This is a genomic window from Streptomyces sp. NPDC030245, from assembly GCF_055572995.1.
Window position 1 is genome coordinate 125594 of record NZ_JBVICF010000008.1, and the last position, 23731, is coordinate 149324.

At 74.6% G+C, this 23731-nt stretch carries 12 protein-coding genes; 4 read left to right on the forward strand and 8 right to left on the reverse strand.

Going from position 1 to position 23731, the window contains the following annotated elements:
* Window positions 1-2 precede the first annotated feature (2 nt).
* The 4 genes from ACZ4Z4_RS22215 (at window position 3) to ACZ4Z4_RS22230 (ending at window position 2604) form a co-directional block, all read left to right on the forward strand.
* Window positions 3-365 carry an AraC-like ligand-binding domain-containing protein gene (locus ACZ4Z4_RS22215; RefSeq protein ID WP_468329742.1) on the forward strand — a complete coding sequence of 121 codons (363 nt, stop codon included), beginning with the start codon at window positions 3-5 and terminating at the stop codon, window positions 363-365.
* Window positions 366-528: 163 nt separating this feature from the next.
* Window positions 529-732, forward strand: coding sequence for an AraC family transcriptional regulator (locus tag ACZ4Z4_RS22220; protein ID WP_468329745.1), 204 nt, complete (start codon window positions 529-531; stop codon window positions 730-732).
* 316 nt (window positions 733-1048) lie between these two features.
* Complete coding sequence (locus ACZ4Z4_RS22225) at window positions 1049-1675, forward strand: YceI family protein (protein WP_468329748.1); 627 nt, start codon at window positions 1049-1051, stop codon at window positions 1673-1675.
* Window positions 1676-1794: 119 nt separating this feature from the next.
* Complete coding sequence (locus ACZ4Z4_RS22230; RefSeq protein ID WP_468329751.1) at window positions 1795-2604, forward strand: thioesterase II family protein; 810 nt, start codon at window positions 1795-1797, stop codon at window positions 2602-2604.
* 18 nt (window positions 2605-2622) lie between these two features.
* On the opposite strand, the gene ACZ4Z4_RS22235 is transcribed toward ACZ4Z4_RS22230, so the two are convergent.
* Genes ACZ4Z4_RS22235 through ACZ4Z4_RS22270 form a run of 8 tightly spaced genes read right to left on the reverse strand, consistent with a single transcriptional unit; the run spans window position 2623 to window position 23675 of the window.
* Entirely contained in the window at window positions 2623-4824 is a 2202-nt protein-coding gene (locus tag ACZ4Z4_RS22235) for a beta-ketoacyl synthase N-terminal-like domain-containing protein (protein WP_468329754.1), read from the reverse strand.
* Window positions 4821-8207, reverse strand: a complete 3387-nt coding sequence (locus tag ACZ4Z4_RS22240; RefSeq protein ID WP_468329757.1) for a non-ribosomal peptide synthetase — start codon at window positions 8205-8207, stop codon at window positions 4821-4823. The genes ACZ4Z4_RS22235 and ACZ4Z4_RS22240 overlap by 4 nt, the downstream gene beginning before the upstream one ends.
* A 4-nt stretch (window positions 8208-8211) precedes the next feature.
* Entirely contained in the window at window positions 8212-12234 is a 4023-nt protein-coding gene (locus tag ACZ4Z4_RS22245; protein ID WP_468329760.1) for an amino acid adenylation domain-containing protein, read from the reverse strand.
* On the reverse strand, window positions 12231-17270 hold the full coding sequence (locus ACZ4Z4_RS22250) for an amino acid adenylation domain-containing protein (protein ID WP_468329763.1): 5040 nt from the start codon (window positions 17268-17270) through the stop codon (window positions 12231-12233). The genes ACZ4Z4_RS22245 and ACZ4Z4_RS22250 overlap by 4 nt, the downstream gene beginning before the upstream one ends.
* The gene (locus ACZ4Z4_RS22255; protein ID WP_468329766.1) at window positions 17267-18355 is read right to left on the reverse strand and encodes a MupA/Atu3671 family FMN-dependent luciferase-like monooxygenase; all 1089 of its coding nucleotides are present in this window, start codon (window positions 18353-18355) and stop codon (window positions 17267-17269) included. Before ACZ4Z4_RS22255 ends, ACZ4Z4_RS22250 begins: the two co-directional genes overlap by 4 nt.
* Window positions 18340-22023, reverse strand: coding sequence for an amino acid adenylation domain-containing protein (locus ACZ4Z4_RS22260; RefSeq protein ID WP_468329769.1), 3684 nt, complete (start codon window positions 22021-22023; stop codon window positions 18340-18342). Before ACZ4Z4_RS22260 ends, ACZ4Z4_RS22255 begins: the two co-directional genes overlap by 16 nt.
* The gene (locus ACZ4Z4_RS22265) at window positions 22016-23524 is read right to left on the reverse strand and encodes an MFS transporter (RefSeq protein WP_468329772.1); all 1509 of its coding nucleotides are present in this window, start codon (window positions 23522-23524) and stop codon (window positions 22016-22018) included. The genes ACZ4Z4_RS22260 and ACZ4Z4_RS22265 overlap by 8 nt, the downstream gene beginning before the upstream one ends.
* Window positions 23469-23675 carry an MbtH family protein gene (locus tag ACZ4Z4_RS22270; RefSeq protein ID WP_468329775.1) on the reverse strand — a complete coding sequence of 69 codons (207 nt, stop codon included), beginning with the start codon at window positions 23673-23675 and terminating at the stop codon, window positions 23469-23471. Before ACZ4Z4_RS22270 ends, ACZ4Z4_RS22265 begins: the two co-directional genes overlap by 56 nt.
* Between the last annotated feature and the right edge of the window lie 56 nt (window positions 23676-23731).

Here is a 23731-nt window from a genome sequence, read left to right on the forward strand (position 1 = left end):
GTGTGCCGCGCGAGGAGCGGTTCGGGTGGTGGGGTGGGCTCAAGGCCGCTTCGCCCATCGTGACGACTCTGCGGAGTGATCACACCGATGACTTTCCCGTCGCGGTCGACCATGTCGATCTCGGGGCCTCGACGGTCACCACCATGTCGTATCCGTCGGCCGAGGTGCGGCGTATCGAGCGGCACATCCGTAGAGGGGATCCCGGCAGTTTGCAGGTCTCGCTGACCCTGTCGGGGCTCAGCGGGTTCGAACAGGGCGGGCGCAACGTGCGGTTCGGGCCCGGGAGTCTTCTTCTGTACGAGTCGTTCTCGCCTTTTGAGGGGGGATGCGGCAACACGATGGTAGGAGTGGTGGGAGTGGGCTGACTCGGAGCAGCGTGGCCACGTGGCCCCTGCATCTGCTGCCCTTTCCCGTCGACCGGCTCTCCGACGTCGTCTCCCGGCCGCTCTCGAGTCAGGAGGGGTTCGGGGCCCTGCTCGCTCGGTTCATGCGGCAAGTCGGGGAGGATGTGGGGAGCGCTGCCGTCGGGTGCTCGCCGATCCGGCGTTCGCCGCCGTGCCCGTCTTTGCCGTCGCCGCCCGGTGGGGCTTCACGCAGCCCGCCGTCTTCACCCGCGCCTTCCGTGCCGCGTACGGGCTCACACCCAGCGACGTACGCGCGCGGGCGCTGGCGGGACACCGGAGCGCGTCGGTGGCCAACGGGTGTGCGCCCATGGTCAATGACGTCGGCTGAGGGGCTGGGAAGACTGGTGCGCGGCGGCGAGCTCGGGGGTCGCCGCCGGTGTTCGCCCCTGCGCCCGTGTATCGGGGGAGGGCGCAGGGGCGTGCGTCTGTGACCAGTACGTCTCGTCTCGTGGGCGTCTCTTGGGCGTCTCCGCGTGACCGTGTGCGAGGTTCCTTCGACCGTCCGTGCCTTCACATCATGTCGATCCTGTGCATCTTTGCCGTCGGCACCATGGAAGCCGGACCAGGCGGGCCATCTTGCCGGGTGGCACCTTCGAACGCCGTGATAGCACGGGGTGATCACTTTCGAAGGAGGGGACGACCTCGTGGGCATCTTCAGCCGTCGCCAGACCGGCACCACCGCCACCCTTGAGCCGACGCCGGCCGGCGGTGTCGCGCTCGACTCCGCGTTGCGGGAGCTGACGGGGCAGTGGACCATCGACCGGCCGCACAGCCGTGTCGGGTTCTCCGTGCGGCACGCGATGGTCACCACCGTCCGGGGTGCCTTCGCCGACTACGACAGCACGCTGTACTTCGACGGCGACCGGCCCTCCGAGTCGCGCGCCGAGATCGTCATCCGGGTCGGGAGCGTCGACACCGGTGTGGAGCAGCGGGACGCACATCTCGTCGGCAGCGACTTCTTCGACGCGCGGCGCTACCCGGAGATGGTGTTCCGCAGCACCTCCACCGTCCATGAGGGCGGGGAGAGCTTCCGCATGTACGGGGATCTGACCATCCGGGACGTCACCCGCCCCGTCGACCTGCAACTCGACTACCTGGGGTCGGTCGTGGACCCCTTCGGCTTCGAGCGCGTCGGCTTCGACGGCACCACCACCATCGACCGCACCGAGTGGGGCCTGGTCTACAACCAGCGGCTCGCGGCGGGTGGCACGATGGTCAGCGAGAAGGTCCGGTTGCAGTTCGACATCTCGGCGATCCGGTTCACCGGGTAGTTCGGCATCTCGGCGCTCCGGTTCACCGGGTGGGCGGTTCGGGGTCTCGCGTGTGTCAGTGCGATGCTGGCGGCGTTGCAGCAGGACACCGTGCTCGTCGTGATCACGACGAGCACACCGTGAACACCGCCGCCGTACGCGGCACGCGAAAGGAGGGCGCGCTCGTGGGCGACTGGATACGTTGCTTCCACCCCGCACCCCACGCCGGGACCCGTCTGCTCTGTTTCCCGCACGCGGGCGGTTCCGCCAGCGCCTACCACCCGCTGTCGGCCGCCGTCAGCGGAGTCGTCGACCCGCTGGTCGTGCAGTATCCGGGGCGGCAGGAGCGGTTCGGTGAGCCGTTCGCCGAGCGGGCCGACGACGTCGTGGACGCCGTGCTCGCCGCGCTCCCCCGGTGGGACGGCGGGGCGCCGACGGCGCTGTTCGGGCACAGCATGGGCGCGGTCCTCGCGTTCGAGACCGCGCGGCGCATGACCGCGGCGGGGCATCCGCCCGCGGCTCTCTTCGTCTCCGGGCGGCAGGCCCCCTCGCTGCCCCGGCGGCCGGCGGCGGTGGTGCGGCCGGTCGACGAGATGTCCGACGACGAGCTCGTCGCGGAGATGCGGAAGCTCTCCGGCACCGCGAACGAGCTGTTGACCTCCCCCGAGCTGCTGCCGATCATCCTGCCGCCGGTACGCGCCGACTACCGCCTCCTGGACCACCACGTCCACCGGAGCGGGCCCCCGCTCGACTGCCCCGTCGTCGCCCTCACCGGCGACGCCGATCCCCGCGTCACCGTCGAGAGCGTGCGGGCCTGGGAGAGCGAGACCCGCGGCCCCTTCTCCTGCCATGTGCTGGACGGGGGCCACTTCTTCCTCGACCGGCATCGCGCGTACGTCACCGAAGTCATCGCCTCCACCCTGGTGGGGCGGAACGCGTCGACCCGGTGACGTCCGGGCGCCTCGCCCTCACTCCGCCTCGAACTCCGCGAGCAGCGCGTCCAGCGAGTCCTCCGCCTCGTCCGGCTCCTTCGAGCCGACGATGCGGGCGGCCAGTTCCTGGAGGGTCAGCTCCTCCAGGAACAGGGTGATGGGCACCTCGATGCCGAAGTCGTCCCGGAGCCTGCCGACCAGGTGGACGGCGGTCAGCGAGTCGCCGCCCGCCGCGAAGTAGGTCATCTCCGGGGCGACGGGGGTCTCCAGGCCGAGGGCCTCGGCGAGGAGTTCGGAGATCGCCTTGGTGGCGGGGGCCTCGGGCGCGGTGGTCTCGGTCGGTGTCGGGGCCGTCGGGGAGTGTGTCGGGGTGTGCGCCGATGGGTGCGGCAGCGTCAGTGCTCCGTGGCTCTCCCCCGCGAACGGGTACGTCGGCAGGCTCACCCTGCGGCCCCCGCCCGCCCCGGCCGCCCCGCCCGGCTCCTCCGGCCAGAGGACCGTGCCGCCCTTCAGCCATACCTCGCCCAGCTCCCGCAGCCCCTCGGTCCGCTCCGGGTCCCCCTCCGTGTCGTTCGTGGGGCGGCCCTCCGCGAGCGCTGTCAGCCGCTCGGCGGCTTCCGCCGGGTCCGAGGCCAGGACGTACGCGCGTACGTCCATGGGGGTGCGGCCGGTCCGCAGGGTGTGCGCCACGTCCGCGAGGGACGGGGCACCGGGGGCGCGGAGCGCGGTGGCCAGGGTGCCCGCGAGCGTGGTGAGGGCCGTCTCCGTGCGGGCGGAGAGCGGCAGGAGTTCGGTGCGGGGGCCGGGCGGGGTGGTCTCCGGTGGCGCGGGGCGTGCCGGGGCCTCCTCCACGACCACGTGGACGTTCGTGCCGCCGATGCCGAGCGAGCTCACTCCCGCGCGGCGCGGGCCCTCGGCCGGGCGCGGCCACGGGGCGGGGCGGTCCACGACGTGGAACGGAGTGGCGTGCAGGCGGAGTTCGGGGTGGGGGCGGGTGACGTTGACGGTGGGCGCCAGTGTGGCGTTCTCCAGCATGAGCACGACCTTGATGAGCGAGGCCACGCCCGCGGCCGCGTCCAGATGGCCGATGTTGGACTTCACGGAGCCGATGCCGATGCCGATTCCGGTGCCGGTGTCAGTACCGACGTCGCCCGGCTCCCGATTGCGCCTCCCGAACGCCTCCGTCGCCGCCGTCAGCTCGATGCGGTCGCCCAGTTCCGTCGCCGTTCCGTGGGTCTCCACGTACTGGGCCGCGGACGGTCGCAGGCCCGCCGCCGACCACGCCTCGACGATCGCCGCCGTCTGCTGTTCCACTCCGGGGGCGGTGAAGCCGACCTTCGTGGCGCCGTCGTTCGTCAGCGCGCTGCCGCGTACGACCGCGCGGATCGGGTCGCCGTCCGCGAGGGCGTCCGCGAGGCGGCGCAGTACGACGACGCCCACGCCGCTGCCCGGCACGGTGCCGCCCGCCTGCTCGTCGAAGGGGCGGCAGCGGCCGTCGGCCGAGAAGATGCCGCCCGCGTAGTGGACGTAACCCTGCCTGCGTACGGTGTCGACGCTCACGCCGCCCGCGAGCGCGGTGTCGCACTCGCCGAGGAGCAGTGCCTGGGCGGCGAGGTGCACCGCCGTCAGCGAGGTCGAGCACGCCGTCTGGACGGTCAGGCTCGGTCCTTCGAGGCCGAGACGGTAGGAGATCCAGGGGGCGAGGAACTCGCGGTCGGTGAGGATGCGGATCTGCATCGCGCCGATCGAGGCGGCCAGGCGGCGGTCGGTGTGGGCGGCGAGCATGTGCTCGGTGGGGCTGCCGCCGACGTACACGCCGGTGCGGTCCCGCGCGGCGAGCGGGTCGCGGCCGGCGTCCTCCAGTGCGGCCCAGGCGGTCTCCAGGAGGAGCCGGTGCTGGGGGTCGAGCGCGGCGGCCTCGGTGCGGTTGAAGCCGAAGAGTGCGGCGTCGAAGCGGTCGGCTCCGGCGAGGTGGCCCTTGGCCGGTACGTGGTTCGGGTCGCGCAGCTCCGCCGGGTCCGCGCCGTCGGCGAGCAGCTCCTCCTCGGTGAAGTCGGCGATGGAGCAGACGCCGTCGCGGAGGTTCACCCAGTAGGTGGCGAGATCGGGGGCGCCCGGGAACCGTCCACTCATCCCGACGATCGCGATGGCCGAGTCGAGGTCGCCGACGGGGTCGGTTTCCGTCTGGGGGCCGGTGTCGGGGCCCGAGTCGCGGTTCCAGGGTGCTGGCTCGGTCATCGTGACGTGCCCTTTCTGGAGCGGAGCCGTTGTGCGGCGGCGTTCTGGCGCGCGCGTCGGTCGGTTCCACGGCGCTCGGCGGGGGTGGTGGAGGCGGTCGGGGCGGTGGAGGCGGTCGGGGCGGTGGGGGTGGCGGCCTCGTCCAGGTGTGCCGCGACCAAGGCGACCGTGGGGTGGCGGAACAGGTCGACCAGCGTCAGCTCCTTCGCTGCCTCCGCCCTCGTCTCCGTCTCCCGGAGCGCTTCGAGCACCCCCAGCAGGCGTACGGAGTTGCCGCCCAGGTCGAAGAAGTTGTCGTGGACGCCGACCCGGTCCAGGGTCAGGGCACGGGCCCACACCTCCGCCACGCGCCGCTCGGTGGGGGTGCGCGCCTCGGCGTACGTACGGGTCGGCTTCCGCCGCTCGGTGGACGGTTCCGGCAGGCGCGGGCGGTCGATCTTGCCCGAGCGGTTGAGCGGCAGCTCGTCGAGGTGGACGTAGACCTCCGGCAGCATGTAGCCGGGCAGGCGTGCGGCGAGGTGGGCGCGGAGGGATTCGTCCGTGGGGGTCGCGCCGTCCCGGGGCACGACGTACGCGACGAGGCGCTGTTCGGCCCCGCTCCCGCGTACGGCGGCCGCGGCGACCGCGACATCCGGGGAGCCGGCCAACAGCGCCTCGATCTCGCCGAGTTCGATGCGGATGCCGCGCAGCTTGACCTGGGAGTCGGAGCGGCCGAGGTAGTGGAGGCGTCCCCGGGCGTCGACGCGGGCGAGGTCGCCGGTGCGGTACATGCGGGAGCCCGGCGGCCCGAACGGGTCGGCCACGAAGCGTTCCGCGGTCATGCCGGGGCGGCCGATGTAGCCGCGGGCGAGCGAGGCGCCCGCGATGTAGACCTCGCCGGTCACGCCGGGCGGCACGGTCCGCAGCCGGGCGTCGAGGACGTGCACGCGCGAGCCGGGCACCGGGCGGCCGATCACCACGGGTTCGCCGGGCGCGAGGTCGGCGGTGGTGGCGTAGACGGTGGCCTCGCTCGGCCCGTACGCGTTGACGATCCGGCGGCCCGGCTCGCTGAGCCGCTCGACGAGCTCGGCGGGGCAGGCCTCGCCGCCGACGGCGAGCGTACGCAGCTCCGGCAGGCGGCCCGTCACGTCGGGCAGCAGCATCGCGGCGGACGGCGGCAGGAACACGTACGTGATGCGGGAGTCCCGCAGCCGGGCGTACAGCGCGTCGCCGAGCCGTTCGTCGTCCCGCGCGATGTGCAGTTCGGCGCCCGCGACCCAGGCGAAGAAGAGGTCGGAGACGGCCACGTCGAAGCCGAACGACACGAACTGGAGCACACGGTCGTCGGCGGTGACGGGGAACTCCGGCCGCACGCCGACGGTCAGGTTGAGCAGCGCGCGGTGCTCGACGGCCACGCCCTTCGGGACGCCCGTGGAGCCGGAGGTGAACAGGACGTAGGCGAGGTCCTGCGGGGTGGGCCGGTCCGTGGGGGGCGGGGCGGCGGCGTCCCCCTGAAGGCCGGTGTCGGTGGGGTTGCCGGTGGAATTACCGTCTGAGATGGCGGAGTTGTCGGTAGGTTCGTCCGCGCGCACGCACCGCACACCGAGGGCCTCCCCCTGGGCCGTGGTCTCCGCCGCCGTCACGAGCAGGCCCGTGCCCGACGCCTCGACCATGTGCGCGAGGCGCGCGTGCGGATGGGCCTGGTCCAGGGGCACGTACGCGCCGCCCGCGCGGAGCACGGCGAGGGCCGCGATGCCCATCTCGGGCGAGCGGGGCAGCAGCAGGCCGACCCGGACACCGGGCCGCACCCCCGCGGCGCGCAGCCGCGACGCCAACGCGTCGGCAGCGGCGAGGAGTTCACGGTAGCTGAGCCGGACGTCGCCGCAGACGAGGGCGGTGGCGTCGGGGCGGGCGGCGGCGACGTCCGCGATCAGGCCGGGGACCAGGCGGTCGGTGGGCGCGGCCTCGGCGGTGCGGTCGGCGGCGGCGAGGGCGCGGGCGCGTTCGTCGGCCGGGACGGGGTCGAGGGTGGAGAGCGGCGCGTCGGGGTGGGCGAGGGCCGTGTCGAGAAGGGTCTCGAAGGTGCGGACCCAGCCGCGCACGGTGGCGGCCTCGAAGAGATCGGTGCGGTAGATGAACTGCGCGGCGAGCTCGCCGTCGTCGGCGCCCGCGCCGCCGCGACCGCGCCCTGGTCCGCTCCACCGCTCCACGTGCAGGTGGAGGTCGAACTTGGCTGCGGGCAGCTCCAGTTGTACGCGCTCCACGTGGGCGTCCGTGAGCGCGAGGGAGAGGTCGGTGTCGTCGTCGTACGCGAAGACCAGCTGCACCACCGGATCGTGGCTGGTCTCGCGGGCCGGGGCGAGCGCGTCCACGACGGACTCGAACGGGGCGTCCTGGTACGGCTGTCCGGCGAGCAGCTCGGCCCGGACGCGCCCGATCAGCTCGGTGTACGACGGGTCGCCCGCGAGGTCGACGCGGAGCGCCAGGGTGTTGGTCAGCATGCCGACCATCTCCTGGAGCTCGGGCCTGTCGCGTCCGGACACCGGATATCCGATGACCAGGTCGTCGCGGCCGCTGAGCCGGCCGAGGAACGCGGCGTACGCGGCGAACAGCGCCATGAACGGGGTGGCGCCCCGGGTCCGGGCGGTCTCCGCGAGGCGTGCGCGGACCCCGCCGCCCAGCAGGAACCGCTCGCTGCCGCCCGCCGCCGAGCGCACGGCGGGGCGCGGCCGGTCCAGGGGCGGCGAGACGACCTCGGGCGCGCCGCGCAGCCGGCCGGCCCAGTGCGCGACGGCTTCGGCGTAGGCGCCCTCGGCCTGGCGTTCGCGCTGCCAGACGGCGAAGTCGGGGTATTGGAGGGGTGGTTCGGACGGCTCGGGGGCGGGACGGGCCACCCGGGGCTCGACCTCGTACTCGGCTCCGCGCCCGGACTCCGCTTCGTACGCGGCGGACAGGTCGCGCAGGATCACACCGAGGGACCAGCCGTCGCAGATCAGGTGGTGGGCGACCAGCAGGACGCGATGGCTGCCGTCGTCGACGGCGTACACCGTGCACCGCAGCAGCGGTCCGGTCGCCGGGTCGAAGGGGCGGGTGGCGTCGGACCGCAGCCGCTCGTCCGCCTCGGGCGCCCGCACGTCCTTCTCGACGGTGAGGTGCGCGCGGCCGGACGCGGCGACGATCTGTGTCTGCGCACCGTCGGCCGCGGTGCGGAAGACGGTACGCAGGGACTCGTGCCGGGCGACCAGGGCGTCGAGCGCGCGGGTGAACGCGCCCAGGTCGAAGGGGCCGTGTACGGCGAAGGCGGCGGGGACGTTGTACTGGGCGGTGCCGGGGTTCATCCGGTCGAGGACCAGGAGGCGGCTCTGGGCGTCGGAGACGGGGAACTCGTACTCCTCGATGTCCACTGGTTCACTCTCCCTGGAGCGTGTGTTCAAGGACGGCGGCCACCCGGGCCGCCGGTTCCGCGTCGAGCACCTCGGCGTGGCCGCACGCCAGTTCGTGCACCTCGACCGCCGCGGCGGCGCGCCGCCAGCCCGCCGCCTTCACCTCGGTGGGGATCGCCTCGGGGTCACGGGTGGCGGCGAAGAGGAGCACGGGGCCGTCGTACGGCGACGGGCACCAACTCCGGCCCAGGCGCACGTGGTTGGCGACCGCGCGGGTCAGGGCGGCGAGGCGGCGCTCGCCGATTCCGTCGAGCGCGGCACCTTCCTCCCGGATGATGCGCCGCGCCTCGTCCTCCACGACGTCGGCGGCGAGCGGCGTGCGGGCGATCTCGGGCGGCTTCGGCATGGCGTCCACCACGGCGAGCAGGCCGACCTCCTCGCCCGCGGCCCGCACCCGCACCGCCATCTCGTGGGCGACGGGCCCGCCGAAGGACCTGCCGAGCAGGAGGTACGGGCCGTGTGGTTGGACGGTACGTATGCGTGCCAGGTAGGCGTCTGCCAACTCACTCACTGAGGAGTGGAGTTGCGCGGCCTCCCCGTTGTCCTGCGAGAGGGCGGGGGTCTGTAGGGCGTACACCGGGCGGCCGGGGTCGAGGTGGGGCAGCAGGGCCGTGTAGGCCCAGCCCACGCCGAGCCCGGGGTGCACGCAGAACAGCGGGGTGCGGTCGCCCGCCGCGCGCAGGGCGAGCAGGGGGGCCAGGCTGTCGGCGGCGTCGGGCTCGGGCTCCGGGCCTGGCTCCGGGTCGGACGCCGTGTCCCGTCCCGGTTCCGGCCCGTCGACGCGGGCGATGAGTGCGGCGGGCGTCGGCGCGGCGAAGAGCGTGGCGACCGGGACGCGTACGCCCCACTCCCCCTCGATGCGGCCCACGAGCCGCAGCGCGCTCAGCGAGTGCCCGCCGGCCGCGAAGAAGTCGGTGTCGGGCCCGGCGTCCACGATCCCGAGGACCTCCCCGAACAGCGCGCACAGCTCCTTCTCGCGGGCGGTACGCGGGGCCCGCCGGGATCGGGGGGCGTGCGGGGTGCGCGAGGGCGTGGTTGCGGTGCCGGGTTCGGGCAGCGCGGCCCGGTCGGTCTTGCCGTGCGGGGTCAGCGGCACGGCGTCGATACGGGCCCAGGCGGTGGGCAGGAGGTGGGCGGGAAGGAGCCGGGCGGCGGCCGCCCGGACACGGTCCAGGGGGTCGGGGCCGGGGTTGGCGGTGGGCTCGGAGTCGGGGTCGGGGTTGGCGCGACGGGTTCCGGGCGGGGGCGTCGCGTCTTCGGACAGGATCACCCACGCAGCCAGCCGCTTGCCGCCGTCCGGGCCGGGCACGGGCCCCACCACCGCGCGGATCACCCCGGGGCACGTGGCCAGGGCCGCCTCGACCTCGGCCGGTTCGACGCGGAAGCCGCGGATCTTCAGCTGGTCGTCGGCGCGGCCCGTGAAGACGAGGGCGCCCGAAGGGGTTCTGCGGGCCAGGTCGCCGGTGCGGTACATGCGGGTGCCGGGGGCGCCGTGCGGGTCGGCGACGAAGCGTTCCGCGGTGGCGCCCGGCCGGCCGACGTACCCGTGGGCGAGGCCCGCCCCCGCGACGTACACCTCCCCCACGCAACCGTCCGGGACGGGCCGCAGCCGTGCGTCGAGCACGTGGACGCGCGTGCCGTCGAGGGGCCGCCCGATCGGCACCGGGCGGCCGCTCGACGGTACGGGCTCCGTGACGTGGTGGGCCGTGGCGAACACGGTCGTCTCCGTGGGTCCGTAACCGTTGACGACGGTCGTGCCGGGGCAGTGCTCGCGGACCCGGCGCACCGCCTCCGGGGCCACGACGTCGCCGCCGGTCCACACCTCCCGCGCCGCGCGCAGCGCCTCGGGCGCCAGCTCCGCGACCGCGCGGAACAGTTCGGCGGTGAGCCACAGCGCGGTGACGCCGCGCTCGGGCAGTATTCGGGCCAGCAGGGCCGGCGTGACGGGCTCGTCCGGGCAGATCACCACCGTGCCGCCGGTCAGGAGCGGCACCCACACCTCGTAGGTGGCGGCGTCGAAGGTGTGCGGGCTGTGCAGCAGCACGCGGCGGTGTGCCGGGCCGGTGAAGCGGCTGTCGGCGGCGAGCTCGACGACGGCCCGGTGCGGGACGGCGACGCCCTTCGGCACGCCACTCGACCCGGACGTGTACATCACGCAGGCGGTGGACTCGGGGCGGGCGGCGTCATCGGTGAGGGGGCCGCCCTCGGGTGACGTCCCGCGTACGCCCAACTGGCGTACCCCAGAGGGTAGGTCCGGGGTCGGGCGGCCGGCGTCCGAGTCCCCTTCCACCACCACCAACTCCGCCGACGCCGCGTCGAGCAGCCGCGCCAGCCGCTCCGGCGGGTGGGACGGATCCAGCGGCAGCCAGCAGGCGCCCGCCTTGACCACCGCGAGCTGCGCGACGACCAGGGACGGTGAGCGGCGCAGCAGCAGGCCCACGGTGGCGCCCGGGGTGACGCCCGCCGCGACGAGACGACGGGCCACGCGGTCGGACTCCGCGTCCAGTCGGGCGTACGTGAGGACGTCGTCGTCGGCCTCGACGGCTGGTGCGTCCGGGGTGCGGGCGGCGTGCGCGGCGAACCGGGCCGTGATGGTGGCCGGTCCGGCGGCCGCGGGTCCCGGCGCTCCGGCCGCCCGTGCCAGCAGCTCCCGGTGTTCCCTCTCCGGGAGTACGTCGATCCGGTCGGCCGGGGCGGTGGGATCGGCCGCCAGTTGCTCCAGGGCCCGCTCCATGCGGGCCGCGACGGCTGCCGCGGAGATGCCGAGGCGGCAGCTCACCGCGAGGAGCATGCGCTCCCCCGCGACGACGGCGAGCGTCACGGGGTAGTGCGTGGCGTCGCGGACCTCGGTCACCCGGACCGCGTCCGGGCCGTCCTGCGCACCCTGCGTCCCGTCTGCCCCCCGTGCCTCGCGGGGGAAGTTCTCGAACGCCAGGACGGAGTCGAAGAGGTCACCCGCTCCCGCCCCTGCCGCCTTCTGCACTTCGGCGAGGTGCACGTGGTGGTAGGCGCCGAGGCGCGACTGCTCGTCCTGGATGCGGGTGAGCAGCTCGGTCACGGTCTCGCCGGCGCGCAGGCGTACCCGTACGGGCAAGGTGTTGATGAACAGGCCCACCATCTCGCCCGCTCCGGGCAGGTCGTGCGGGCGGCCCGAGACGACGCCGCCGAAGACCACGTCCCGGGCGCCGGTCATCCGGGCGAGCACCAGGGACCAGGCGGCCTGCGTCAGGGTGTTGAGGGTGACGCCCGCCTCGGCGGCGCGGCGCGCCAAGGCGACGGTCAGTTCGGCGGTGAGGTGGAGCCGGACGGTGTCGGGGTCCGCCGTCTCACCGGACGCACCGCCGTCCTCCTCCGCGGGCGCCAGCCGTGCCGGGCGCTCCAGGCCCGTGAGCGCCTCGCGCCAGGCCGCCTCGGCCCGGCCCTGGTCCTGGCGGCTGAGCCACAGGGCGTACTGGCGGTAGGGCACCGCGGGCGGCAGTGTCCTGCCGGTGACGAGCGCCGCCAGGTCGCGCTCCAGGACCGGGATCGACCAGCCGTCGAGCAGGATGTGGTGGAAGGACAGGACGAGTTCGTGGCCCGCGTCGTGCCGCACGAGCGCGGCGCGGAGCAGGGGCGGGCGTGCCGGGTCGAAGCGCCGCGCACGGTCCTCGGCCAGCAGCTCCGCCACGCCCGCCTCGACGTCGTCGGGCTCCCGGCCGGTCAGGTCGACGACCGTCCACGGCACGGTGACGGCGTGCGGGATCACCTGCACGGGCCGTTCGAGACGTTCGTGCCGGAAGCAGGCGCGCAGGCTGGGGTGGCGCGCCATGAGGGCGTCGAGTGCGGCGCGCACCGCGTCCGGGGCGACCGCGGGGCCGATACGGAAACGGGCCTGGACCAGGTAGGGGTCGGGGCGCGGTTCGGGGTCCTCGCTGTCCCGCACGGCGTGGAAGAGCAGGCCCTCCTGGACCGGGGTGAGGGGCAGGACGTCCGCGATGCGTGCGCTCATCGGGCGCCCTCCGTGCCGGGTGCGCCGGGATCGCCGGGTGCACTGGGTGCGCCGGGATCGCCGGGATCGCCGGGATCGCCGGGATCGCCGGGTGCATCGTCTAGGAGGCCCGCCATGTCGCCTTCGAGCATCGCGAGCTGGTCGGGCGAGAGGCTGACGAGCGGGAAGTCGGAGGGGGTCGCGCCCACCGGGCCGCTCCGCTCCGTCTCCCGCACGAGGGCGTCGAGCGTCTCGCGCCACAGTGCGGCGAGTTCACGTATCTCCTCGTCCGCCAGCACCCCTTCCGCGTACGAGAAGGTGGCTTCGAGGCGCAGCCCGTCCGCGCCCTCCCTGGCGAGGGCGTCGACCTCGACGGCGTGGCCGAGCGGCACCGCGTCGGCGCCGCCGTCGAGCAGTTCGCCGCCCGCCGCGTCGCCGGCCGTGAGGCGGCCCAGGTAGTTGAACCGCACGTCGGGAGCGGGGTGTGCGGCGAGGACCGGGGACGTGCGCGGGTTGAGATGGCGCAGCAGCCCCCAGCCGATACCGCCGTTCGGCACGGCCCGCAGCTGCTCCTTGACGGACTTGAGCGCCTCGCCGGACGCGGCGTCGTCCGCCGCCGCTGCGTCACCCGTCGCCGCGTGCCGCCCGATGTCGAGCAACACCGGGTACTGGATCGTGAACCAGCCGACCGTCCGGGACACGTCCGCGGGCCGGGACAGCGTCTCCCTGCCGTGGCCCTCCAGGTGCACGAGGAGCCCGGTGCCCGCACCCCGGTGCCGTACGGCCGCGACGGTGAGGGCGGTGAGGAGGACCGCGTCGGGGCCGCAGTTGTAGGCGGTCGGCACCGTGGTGAGGGCGGCGGTGGTGAGCGCGGCGGGCAGCTCGACGGTAAGGGTCGCGCGCCGCGCGCCCGCCCCCGGATCCCCGTCAGCGTCCCGCGCACCCGACCCCGACCCCGAACCCGAACCCCTGTCAGCGTCCCGCACGCCTGACCCGGGATCCCTGTCAGCACCCCGCACGCCTGACCCCGAACCCCCGTCGACGCCCCGCACACCCGACCCCGAACCCCCGTCAGCGCCCCGCCCGGCGACGAGCCTGGCCCCGCCCGCCGCCAAGCCCTCCACCTGCCGCAGCCAGTACGCGAGTTCGGCCTCCAGCTCCGGTCGTCCCGCCTCCTCGGTGAGCAGTTCCGCCCACCGCCGGAAGGACATCCCGGGGCCGGTATTCCCCACTTCTGCTGCGCGCCCCGACAGTGCGGCCTCCAGCTCCGGGCCGATGATCCGCCACGAGACGCCGTCGACCGCCAGATGGTGCAGGGTCAGGAGCAGCAGGCCCGGCCGGTGCGGGCCCGCGTCGAACCAGACGGCCCGCATCATCTCGCCGTCCTCCGGGGCGAGCCGGGTCGCCGCCGCCCGTGCACGCGCGGCGGCCATCGCCTCCGTCTCACCCGCGACCTCGACGCGTACCGGGCGTGCGCCGGCCGGAACGTCGTCGGCGACCTCCGCCGCCGCGTCGTCCGGCAGGAGCCGCATCCGCAGCACCGCGTGCCGCTCGGCGAGTCCGCGGACGGCCTCCTCGACGCGTCGCAGGTCCGTGCCGGGCGGCACGGGGAAGGCCATCGACTGGGTGAACGCGGCCGCGTCGCCGCCCTGTTCACACCACCACCGCATCACGGGGGTGAGCGGGAAGCGCCCGGTGCCGGTGTCGGGGCCGACGAGGCCTCCGTCCGGCGCGTCGGCCGACGACCGCGCGTGGAGCGCCAGTTGAGCGGGCGTACGGAGCGTGAAGACGTCGCGCGGGGCCAGTACGAGCCCGACGGCCGAGGCCTGTCCCACCAGTTGGATGGCCATGATGCTGTCGCCGCCGAGCCGGAAGAAGTCGTCGTCGGCGCCGGCCTCCTCGACGCCGAGTATCCGCGCGAAGAGGGCGCACAGTTCCTTCTCGCGCACGGAGGCGGGTGCGCGCGTCGCCGTGGCGGTCCTGGGTGCGGGCAGGGCCGCGCGGTCGAGCTTGCCGCTCGGGGTGAGGGGCAGCTCGGGGAGTTCCACGAGGTCCGAGGGGACCATGTGGGAGGGCAGGCGGGTGGCGGCGTACGCGAGGAGCGTGTTCGGGTCGACGGTGTGCCCCGGGGCGGGTACCGCGTATCCGATGAGCTGCGGCCCGGTGCGCGACCCGGTACGCGGGCCGGTCCCCGACCCCGCCTCCGACCCGGTCCTCGACCCCCTTCCCGGGCCGGTGTGCGCCCTGCCGGTGGCATCGTCGTCGTCGCGTACCACCGCGGCGGCCGCGGCCACCGCCGGGTGCCCCGCGAGGACGGCCGCGACCTCGCCGGGCTCGATGCGCAGCCCGCGCAGTTTGACCTGCTCGTCGGTGCGGCCGAGGTAGTGCAGGGTGCCGTCGTCGGCGCGGTGTACCAGGTCGCCCGTGCGGTACATGCGGGAGCCCGGGGCACCGTACGGGTCGGCGACGAAGCGCTCGGCGGTGGCGCCGGGACGGTTCAGATAGCCGCGGGCCAGGCCCGCCGAGGAGAGGTAGAGCTCGCCCGCGACCCCGGTGGGCACCGGGCGCAGCCGCGCGTCGAGGACGTACGCGGTGGTGCCCGCGACCGGCGTGCCGATGGGCGGCGGTGTGCCGTCGCCGGTCAGCGGTCCCGAGAGGGTGGCGGCGACGGTGGCCTCCGTGGGCCCGTACGCGTTGTGGAAGCGGCGGCCGCCGACGGCCCAGCGGGTCACGAGGGCGGGCGGGCAGGCCTCCGCGCCGACCGCGAGGGCGCGCAGCGCGGGGTATGCGCCGTCGGGCACGGTGGCGAGGACGGACGGCGGCACCATCGCGCAGGAGATCCGCCGCTCGGCGAGGACCCGGCCGAGCGCGTCGCCGACGAGCGGCCCCGGCGGCGGCACGACCAGCGTGCCGCCGGGCCCGAAGGCCATGCACATCTCTGCGACGGAGATGTCGAACGCGGGTGAGCCGAGGAGCAGCACCCGCGCGTCCGCGTCCAGCGCGAAGCGGTCCTGGAGGCTGCGGGCGAGCGCGGCGACTCCCGTGTGGGTGACGACGACGCCCTTGGGGGTGCCGGTGGATCCGGAGGTGTGGATGACGTAGGCGGCGTCTGCCGGGTCGACGTGCGGGGCGGACGCAGACAGCACACCCGCGTACGCGTCACCGCACAAGTCGCCCAAGTCGTCCAGCACGACGCGGGGCAGGCCCGTGTGCGGCAGTACGCCGGCCTCGGCCGTGCGCGCGTCGGTGACGAGGAGGACGGGGGCCGCGTCGTCGAGGGTGCGGCGGACGCGGTCGGCCGGGTAGTCGGGGTCGACCGGCACATAGGCGGCCCCGGCGCGCTGCACGGCGAGCGCGGCCACCGGCAGGTCCGCGCCGCGCCCGAGGGCGAGCGCCACCGTCCGGCCCGGCCCCGCCCCGCGGCGGGCGAGCCGCGACGCCAACCGGTCGACGCGCCGCGACAGTTGGGCGTAGGTGAGCCGCAGCCCGTCGGCTTCGAGGGCGACCGCGTCCGGGGTGCGGGCCGCGTGCCGCGCCACCGTGTCCGGCAGCGTCTCGGGCGCGGGCGCGGCGGGGCCCGCCGACAGGGCGAGGACGCGGCGGCGCTCGGCGGCGGACAGCAGGTCGAGGTCCCGTACGAGTGCGGTCGGGGCGGCGGTGACCTGCTGGAGCAGCGTGAGGTAGCTATCGGCCCAGCGGGTCACGGCGGCGGCGGAGAACAGGTCGGTGCGGATCTCGAAGCTGCCGTCCATGCCGTCGCCGCTGTCCCGCACGACGCCGACGAGGTCGTGCTCGCCGCCGGTGTGGATGCGCTCGGGCTCGGCGAACTCGCGTACGGCCGACACGCTCGGCTGCTCCGTGAGGTGCATGAACACCCACTGGAACAGCGGGGAGCGGCCCGCGCTGCGCTCGGGTGCGACGGCCGACACGATGCGGCCCACCGGCAGGTCGGCGTTGGCCATCAGCGCGGCGAAGTCGGTGCCGAACCGGGCGAGGACGTCGGCGAAGGAGTCCCCTTCGGCGATGCGCCAGCGGGTCGGCACGGCGTTCATGACGTAGCCGATGACGCGTTCGAGGCCCTTGGCGGAACGGTTGGCGACCGGGGTGCCGAGCACCAGGTCGTCGGCGCCCGAGACGCGGTGCGCGAGGATCGCGAAGGCGGTCATCAGGACGACGTACACGGAGGCGCCGCGCTCGCGGGCCAGCGCGCGCACGGCCCGCGTGGTGTCCGCGTCGACCCGGAAGCGGATCTGGACGATGCCGTCCTCGCCCGCCTCCGGGCCGCCGTGCCCCGGCACGGTCAGCGGGCCCGGCGGCTCCTCCAGGTACCGGCGCCAGAAGTCGAGGCGGGCGTCGAAGACCCCGGCGGCCTCCAGCTCGCCCTGCCAGGCGGCGAAGTCGGCGTACTGGACGGCGGGGCGGCTCAGCCTCGGCTCGGTGCCGTCGCGCACGGCGCGGTACGCCTCGGCGAACTCCGTCTGGAGGACGTCGAACGACCACCAGTCGGTGATGATGTGGTGCACGCTCAGCATCAGCGTCGTACGGGTGTCGTCGACGCGTACGAAACGGCCCCGGACCAGCCGGTCCGTGCCGAGGGCGAACGGGCGGCGGCGGAAGGCGCGAAAGGCTTCCTCGATGGTCGTGCCGGTGCCGCGCAGGTCCTCGCGTTCCAGTACGAAGGGGCCCTCGTCGGGGAAGTCGACGCGCAGGTCGTCCGCGGTGCCGGTGAGCCGGGTGCGCAGGATGTCGTGGTGGCGCTGGACGAGGGTGAGCGCGGCCTCCAGGTGGGCCGGGTCGACCGGGCCCTCCGCCGTGTCGAAGTGGTAGGCGCAGCAGAGGTTGAGCGCCGGGGTGCCGGGATAGAGCGACTCGTACACCCACAGGTCCCGCTGCGCGGAGCTGAGCCGCACGGGTCCCGCGGTGGCGTCGCGGGGCGGCACGACCGCGGGGATCTCCCGGGCGCGGCCCGCGTCGACGAGGCGGCGCATGAGCCGGACCCGCTGCTCGCCGGTGAGCGCGCTGAACCGCTCGGCCATGGACGGGGACTTCGGGGTCACAGGGCGGCCTCTTTCAGCTCGGCGAGGCGGTGCAGTCCGGCGAGTACCTCGTCCCGCCCGATGCCGAAGTCGATGAAGCAGGCCACTTCGTCGCAGCCCAGGTCGCGCAGGTCGGCGAGCATCTTGGCGCAGGTGCCGGGCGAGCCGAGCAGGCTGCCCCAGTTGAGGTAGCGCTGGAACGCGAACTCGGCGAGCATGCCCGTCTGTTCCTCGGTGAGGCGCTCGCCGTCGCGGCCCTCGGCCGCACGGTTGGCGGCGGTCTGGCCCAAGTACTTGGCGAGGTACGCCTTGAGGGGCGCGGCGGCCAGCCTCCGCACCTCCGCGTCGTCCGCGCCGACGTAGGTGTGCGCCATCAGGGTCACGCGTCCGTGGGCGTCGGTGCCCGCCTGGTCGGGGGCGGCGGCGCAGGCCGCGCGGTAGCGGGTGATCTTCTCGGCGAGCTCGTCCCTGCTCTGGCCGACGGTGGCGCCCAGCACGCCGGCCCGGAGCCGTCCCGCGGCCTCCCAGGTGGCGGGGTTGCCGGACGTGGTGACCCACAGGGGCAACTCGGCCTGTACAGGGCGGGGTTGGGGAACCACGCTGACCGGCTGCCCGGTGCCGTCCGGGTATTGGCCCGGCTCGCCCGCCCACAGCCGCCGCAGTTCGGGGATGGCGCTGAGAGTGCGCTCCCTGCGGTCCTCGTAGTGGCCGGGCGCGAGGGCGAAGTCGGCGGAGTGCCAGCCGGTGGCGACGGAGAGGCCGACCCTGCCGTGCGAGAGGTTGTCGACGACCGCCCAGTCCTCGGCGACCTTCAGCGGGTGGTGCAGGGGCAGGACGACGCTGCCCGCGCGGATCCCGATGCGCTCGGTCGCGACGGCGAGCGCCGCGCTGAGCACGGGCGGGCTGGGGAACACCTGGCCGACCTGCTGGAAGTGGCGCTCCGGCGTCCACATGGCGTGGAAACCGAGCCGGTCGGCGGTGCGGGCGATGGTCAGGATGTCGTCGTACGTGTCCGCGTGCCGGACGCCCGCCTTCGCCGGACCGGAGCCGGCCCTCTGCGCGGGGGCGCCGCTGTCGGCGCCGAAGAACATCACGCTGAGGTCCACGGCTTCTCCTCCTGGGTGGGGCGGGGCTGGGGTACGCGCGGCACGCGGGGTACGCGTCGGATGCGCGGGACGGGTGCGGGGGCGGGGCCGGTCTGGGCGGGCGGGCGCGCCAGTTCGGCCGCGAGGGCGGCGACGGTGGGCGCGGCGAAGAGCTGCGCGGCCGTCACGGGGCGGGTCTCGGTGGTGAGGCGCGCGGCGGCCCGCACCGCGCGCAAGGAGTTGCCGCCGAGGGCGAAGAAGTCGTCGTGCCGTCCGATGGGCGGGGCGGCGTCCGGCCCCGATGCAGTGGTCTGTGGGGTGAGTACGTCGCGCCAGACCGCGGCGATCTCGCGCTCCAGCGCGTCGGCCGGAGCGTCGTCCGGGGCAGTGTCCGTCTGCCTCGCGGCGGCCGTCGGCAGGAGTACGTCCCGGTCGTCCGCGCGGCGCGGCGGCTCCACGGGGACGAGCCGCGAGAGCGGGGTGTCCGGCGCGGTGGCCGCCGCCTCCAGCGCCCGGGGCAGCGCGTCCGCGAGCCAGGCCACGAAGCGCTCCTCCAGGGATTCGACGCGGTACTCGAAGGTGAGGGTCAGCCCTTCCGGTACGCCGCCGGGGCCCGTCGCGTCGGTGACGTCCACGAGCAGTTCGAAGCGGGCGGCGCCGGTACGGACCACCTCGACGCCCTGGTCGGCGCCGGGGAGTTCGACCTCGGCACGCGCGTTGTTCTGAAGGGCGAGGACGACGTCGGTGAACGGCTGCCTGCCCGGGGTCCGTACGGGGTTGAGCTCGCCCACCACGTGCTCGAACGGCACGTCCTGGTGGGCGAAGGCGCCGAGGTCGGCCTCCCGGACCCGGGCGAGGAGCTCCCGTGCGCCGGGGTCGCCCGAGACGTCGGTGCGCAGCACGAGCATGTTCACGAAGAACCCGACGACGTCCTCGACGCCGCCGTCTCCCGTGCGCCCGGCGACCGGCGCGCCGATCGCGAGGTCCTCGCCCGCGCCCGCCCGCACGAGGGTCGCGGCGAGCGCGGCGTGCAGGGCCATGAACAGGGTGGCGCCCTGGGCGCGGGCGGCCTCGACGATCCGGGCGTGGGCCGCGGCGTCGAGGCGGCGTACGACCGTGGCGGCGGCCGGGCCGGGCACGGCGGGCCGCTCCGGACGCCTGGGCAGCAGGGGGCCGGCGGGGTCGAGGCCAGCCAACGCCTGCTGCCAGTAGGCGACTTGGCGGGACAGGACGGAGGCCGGGTCCTCGGCACGTCCGAGGCGGGCGGTCCGGTGACGGGCGTGCTCGGCGTAGGAGACGGGGAGGGTCGACAGCGGCCCGTCGGCGCCATCGCCTGCCCTGACCTCGTAAGCCCGCGACAGATCGCGGAAGAGCGGTGCGAGCGACCAGCCGTCGGCGGCGATGTGGTGGACGAGCACGAGCAGGGCGTGCTCGTCGGGCCGCTCACGGATGCTGAACAGGGCGCCGCGAACGGGCAGTTCGCCTTGGAGGTCGAAGCGGTGTCGGGCGGCCTCGTCGATGGCCGCCCCCAACTCGGCCTCGGCGACAGCCACATGCCGGAAGGGAGCACGTGCCGCGGCCCCGCGCAGCACCCGCCGCACCGGTGCGCCGTCCACCTCGTCGAAGACGGTGCGCAGCACCTCGTGGCGGGCCACGACATCCCCGAGCGCCTCCTCCAGCGCGCCCGCGTCGACCGCGCCGCGCAGCCGTACCAGCATGGGCAGGTTGTACGCGACCCCCGCGCCGAGCCGGTCGAGGAACCACAGGCGGTGCTGGGCGTCCGAGACGGGCAGGTGCGCCGAGGCGGCCCCCGGCACGGGGCCGGTCCCGCCGGGCTCCCCCGCCGCGCCCTCGACGTACGGCGCGAGCCGGGCCGGGGTGGGCGCCTCGAAGAGTGTCCGCAGGTCGACCGCCGCGCCCAGCGTCGCGTGCACGCGGCCGAGGACGCGTGCGGCCAGCAGCGAGTGCCCGCCCAGCGCGAAGAAGTCGTCGTGCGCGCCGACCTCGCCGACGCCGAGGACATCGGCGAACAGCCCGCACAGCGCACGAACGGTCTTGCTCTCGCCCCCGTTCGCGGTCGTTTCCGCGCCGCTGCCCGGCGCCGGAGAGAGGTCGTCGGGAGCGGGCAGCGCCGCCCGGTCCAGTTTCCCGCTGGCGGTCAGCGGCAGCGCGGCCAGGGGCACGAAGACGGAGGGCACCAGGTAGTCGGGCAGGAGGCTCGCGGCGTGCGCCCGCAACTCCGCGTCCGACGGCGCCTGTTCGCCGCCCGCGCCCCCGCGCCCACCCGCACCCGCACCCGCACCCGCACTCGCACTCGCACCAACGCCCGGTACGACATACGCGACCAACCGCCGCTCCCCGTCCGGCCCCCCAGGATTGGCGACCACGGCGGCCCGGTCGACGCCGGGGTGGTGGGTCAGTACGTTCTCGACCTCGCCCGGCTCCACCCGGAAGCCCCGGATCTTCACCTGGCCGTCGGCGCGCCCCCGGTACTCGAAGGTGCCGTCGGGCCGCCGCACCGCCAGGTCGCCGGTGCGGTACATGCGGTCGCCCGGTGCGCCGAACGGGTCGGCCACGAACCGTTCCGCCGTCAGCGGCCCCGCGCAGTAGCCCCGCGCGAGGCCCGCCCCCGCCGCGTACAGCTCGCCCGTGTCGCCGTCCGCGACCGGCGCGAGCCGCTCGTCGAGGACGTACAGCCGCTTGCCGCGCAGCGGGCGGCCGATCGGCACGGGACCGCCGTCCCGCACGTCCCGGGACGTGATCGGGTGGACGGTGAGGAAGACCATGCACTCGACGGGGCCGTAGCCGTTGCCGAGCCGCAGCTCCGGGCGGCGCTCCAGGGCGCGGGCCACGTGCGGGGGCGACAGCGCCTCGCCGCCGACGATCAGTTCGCGCAGCCCGTCGAGGGCGCGCGGGTACTCGTCGACGATCACGTTGAAGAGGGAGCCCGACAGGTACATGGACGTGACGCCGTGCGCGGCGACGAGCCGGGCGATCACCACCGGGTCGGGGCGCCGGCCCGGATGCAGGACGCAGGTGCCGCCGTTCGTCAACGGCCCCCACAGCTCCATGGCGAACGCGTCCCACGACACGGGCGCGCACTGGAGCCACACCGCTCCCGGCCCGAAGGAGGCGAACTCCTGCCCGGTCAGCGTGGCCGTGACGGCGCGGTGCGGTGCGACGATGCCCTTGGGCCGGCCGGTGGATCCGGACGTGAACATCACGCACGCGACGTCGTCGGGCTCCGCCCGCACAGTCCCCCGCCTCAACGGCCGTGCCCGCGCGGCGTCTTCGACGTACACCGCCGGCACGGTCGGCGCCGCACAGCCCACGGCCGGCTCCACCGCCGCACCCACCACCGGCCCCGGCGCCGCGTCGCTCCGGGACAGCAGCACGGCGATCCCCGCGTCCGCCGCCATCTCGCGCAGCCGCCCGGCCGGTAAGCCGGGGTCGAGCATCACGTATCCGGCGCCGGCCTTCAGCGTGCCGAGGACCGCGACGGCCAGTTCGGTGGTGCGCTCCAGGTAGACCCCGACGGTGTCGCCGCGGACCACTCCGCGCGCCGCGAGGAGCCCGGCCAACCGGTCGGCGCGGACGTCGAGTTCGGCATAGGTCAGCCGTTCGTCCCCATGCACGAGGGCCGTCGCGCCGGGTGTCCGCGCCGCCTGCTCCTCGAACAGCTCATGCACGCACCGCGTCATCCTTCTCACCGCCCTCGTCCTCGGTCACGAGGGCCCCGTCGGGCTCGGGTCCGTCGATGTCCGGCAGGAGTACGTCGATGTCCCGGATGGAGCGGCTCGCCAGGCCCCACAGCGCGACCACGACACCCGCGGCACCGGCGAGGAACAGCATCCCCGCCATGCCGCTGCCCGGCTCGTCGCCGAGGAGCGGGCCGAGGGCCACGAAGACACCGGACCCGTCGGCGGCCTGCGGTTCGAAGAGCCCGTCGGCGAGCGGCCCGGAGAACGCCATGGCGAGCGGTCCGGAGATCTGTGACAGGAACATCACCGCGCCGAAGACGCGGCCCTGCCACTCGTGGGGCACCTTGGTCTGCACGATGGCCTGCATCGAGGCGTTGACGACGGTCATGAGCAGCGCGCCGACCAGCATGGCCGCGCACCAGCCGACGACCCCGCCGACCAGGGCCATGCCGATCTGCGCCGACAGGCACATGCCGAGGATGCCGAGCATCATGCCGCTGCCGCGGTTCTTCGGTCCGCCCCAGGCGGCCATCAGCAGGCCGCCGACGACCCCGCCGACACCGATCGCGCTGTTCACGGCGGCGAGCGCGCCGTTGCCCGACTTGAGCAGCACCATGGGCTGGACGACGGCGAAGCCGAAGACCATGACGAGGTTGACCGTGCAGAAGTTCACGGTCATGTCGCGCAGGCTCGCGTACCGGAAGAGGTACCGCATGCCCTCGACGGCCTCCGCGGTGATCTTCGTACGCGGGGCGCCCGCGCCCTCGGGGACCTTGTCGCCCTTCATGCGCACGATGCGTACGCCGATCAGCGCGAAGGCGTAGCTGACCAGGTCGACGACGAGGACGGCGCCGATGCCGGACAGGGCGATCATGATGCCGCCGAGCGCGGGGCCGCAGATGCCGGCGGCGCTCCTGGCGCCCGCCAGCAGGCCGTTGGCGCGGCCGAGTTGGTCCTTGCGGACCAGGAGCGGCACGGCGGCGGTGAGCGCGGGCAGCTGGAAGGCGGCGGAGATGCCGAGGAGGACGGTGGCGGGGTAGACCTGCCACGGCTCCAGGCCGCCGCCGAAGAAGTGCACGAGAGCGAGCAGCCCGACGGCCAGAATTCCGCCCGCGTCCGCGATCTGAAGTGCGGACCGTTTACGGATACGGTCGATAATCGCGCCAGCAAATGGGCTGAACAGCGCCTGCGGAAGTACGGCGCAGAGCGACAGTGCGGTGACGGCGGACGCCTGCTCCCCGGTGGACCACACCTCGATGATGAAAGCGAATCTGAGAACGGCGCTTCCGACCAGTGAGACGGCCTGTCCCGACCAGACGAGCAGCAAGGGACCGGCGCCGGTGAAGCGTCCCGGGGGGCGGCCCGCACCGCTCTCCCCACCCGTCGCGCCCCGTTCCCCCTGTTTTCCTTCTTCTCTTTTGCGGTCGGCCACGTCAGGAGCCGGATATCGGGCCGACGGGATGCGGGTCGGTCCAGTTTCGCTCCACATGGGCCAGGGAATCCGCCCGTGAGCTCGCTCCTTGCCCGACGCTCCAGCCGTCCGGAACATCGAGGTCGACGGGCCAGAGGGAGTGCTGGTTCTCGCCGTTGACGAGCACCAGATATTGCGCACTCTCGTCTTCGAATGGATTACTGGCCATTAACCTTAAACCCTCCAGAAATCCTAAAGAATCCCCCTGCACCCGCAGGGGATCAT

Bases quoted from the DNA above. Each gene is read 5' to 3' on its own strand.
- ACZ4Z4_RS22235 (WP_468329754.1), bottom strand. From the start codon at position 4,824: ATGACCGAGCCAGCACCCTGGAACCGCGACTCGGGCCCCGACACCGGC.
- ACZ4Z4_RS22265 (WP_468329772.1), bottom strand. From the start codon at position 23,524: ATGTGGAGCGAAACTGGACCGACCCGCATCCCGTCGGCCCGATATCCG.
- ACZ4Z4_RS22270 (WP_468329775.1), bottom strand. From the start codon at position 23,675: ATGGCCAGTAATCCATTCGAAGACGAGAGTGCGCAATATCTGGTGCTC.
- ACZ4Z4_RS22245 (WP_468329760.1), bottom strand. From the start codon at position 12,234: ATGAGCGCACGCATCGCGGACGTCCTGCCCCTCACCCCGGTCCAGGAG.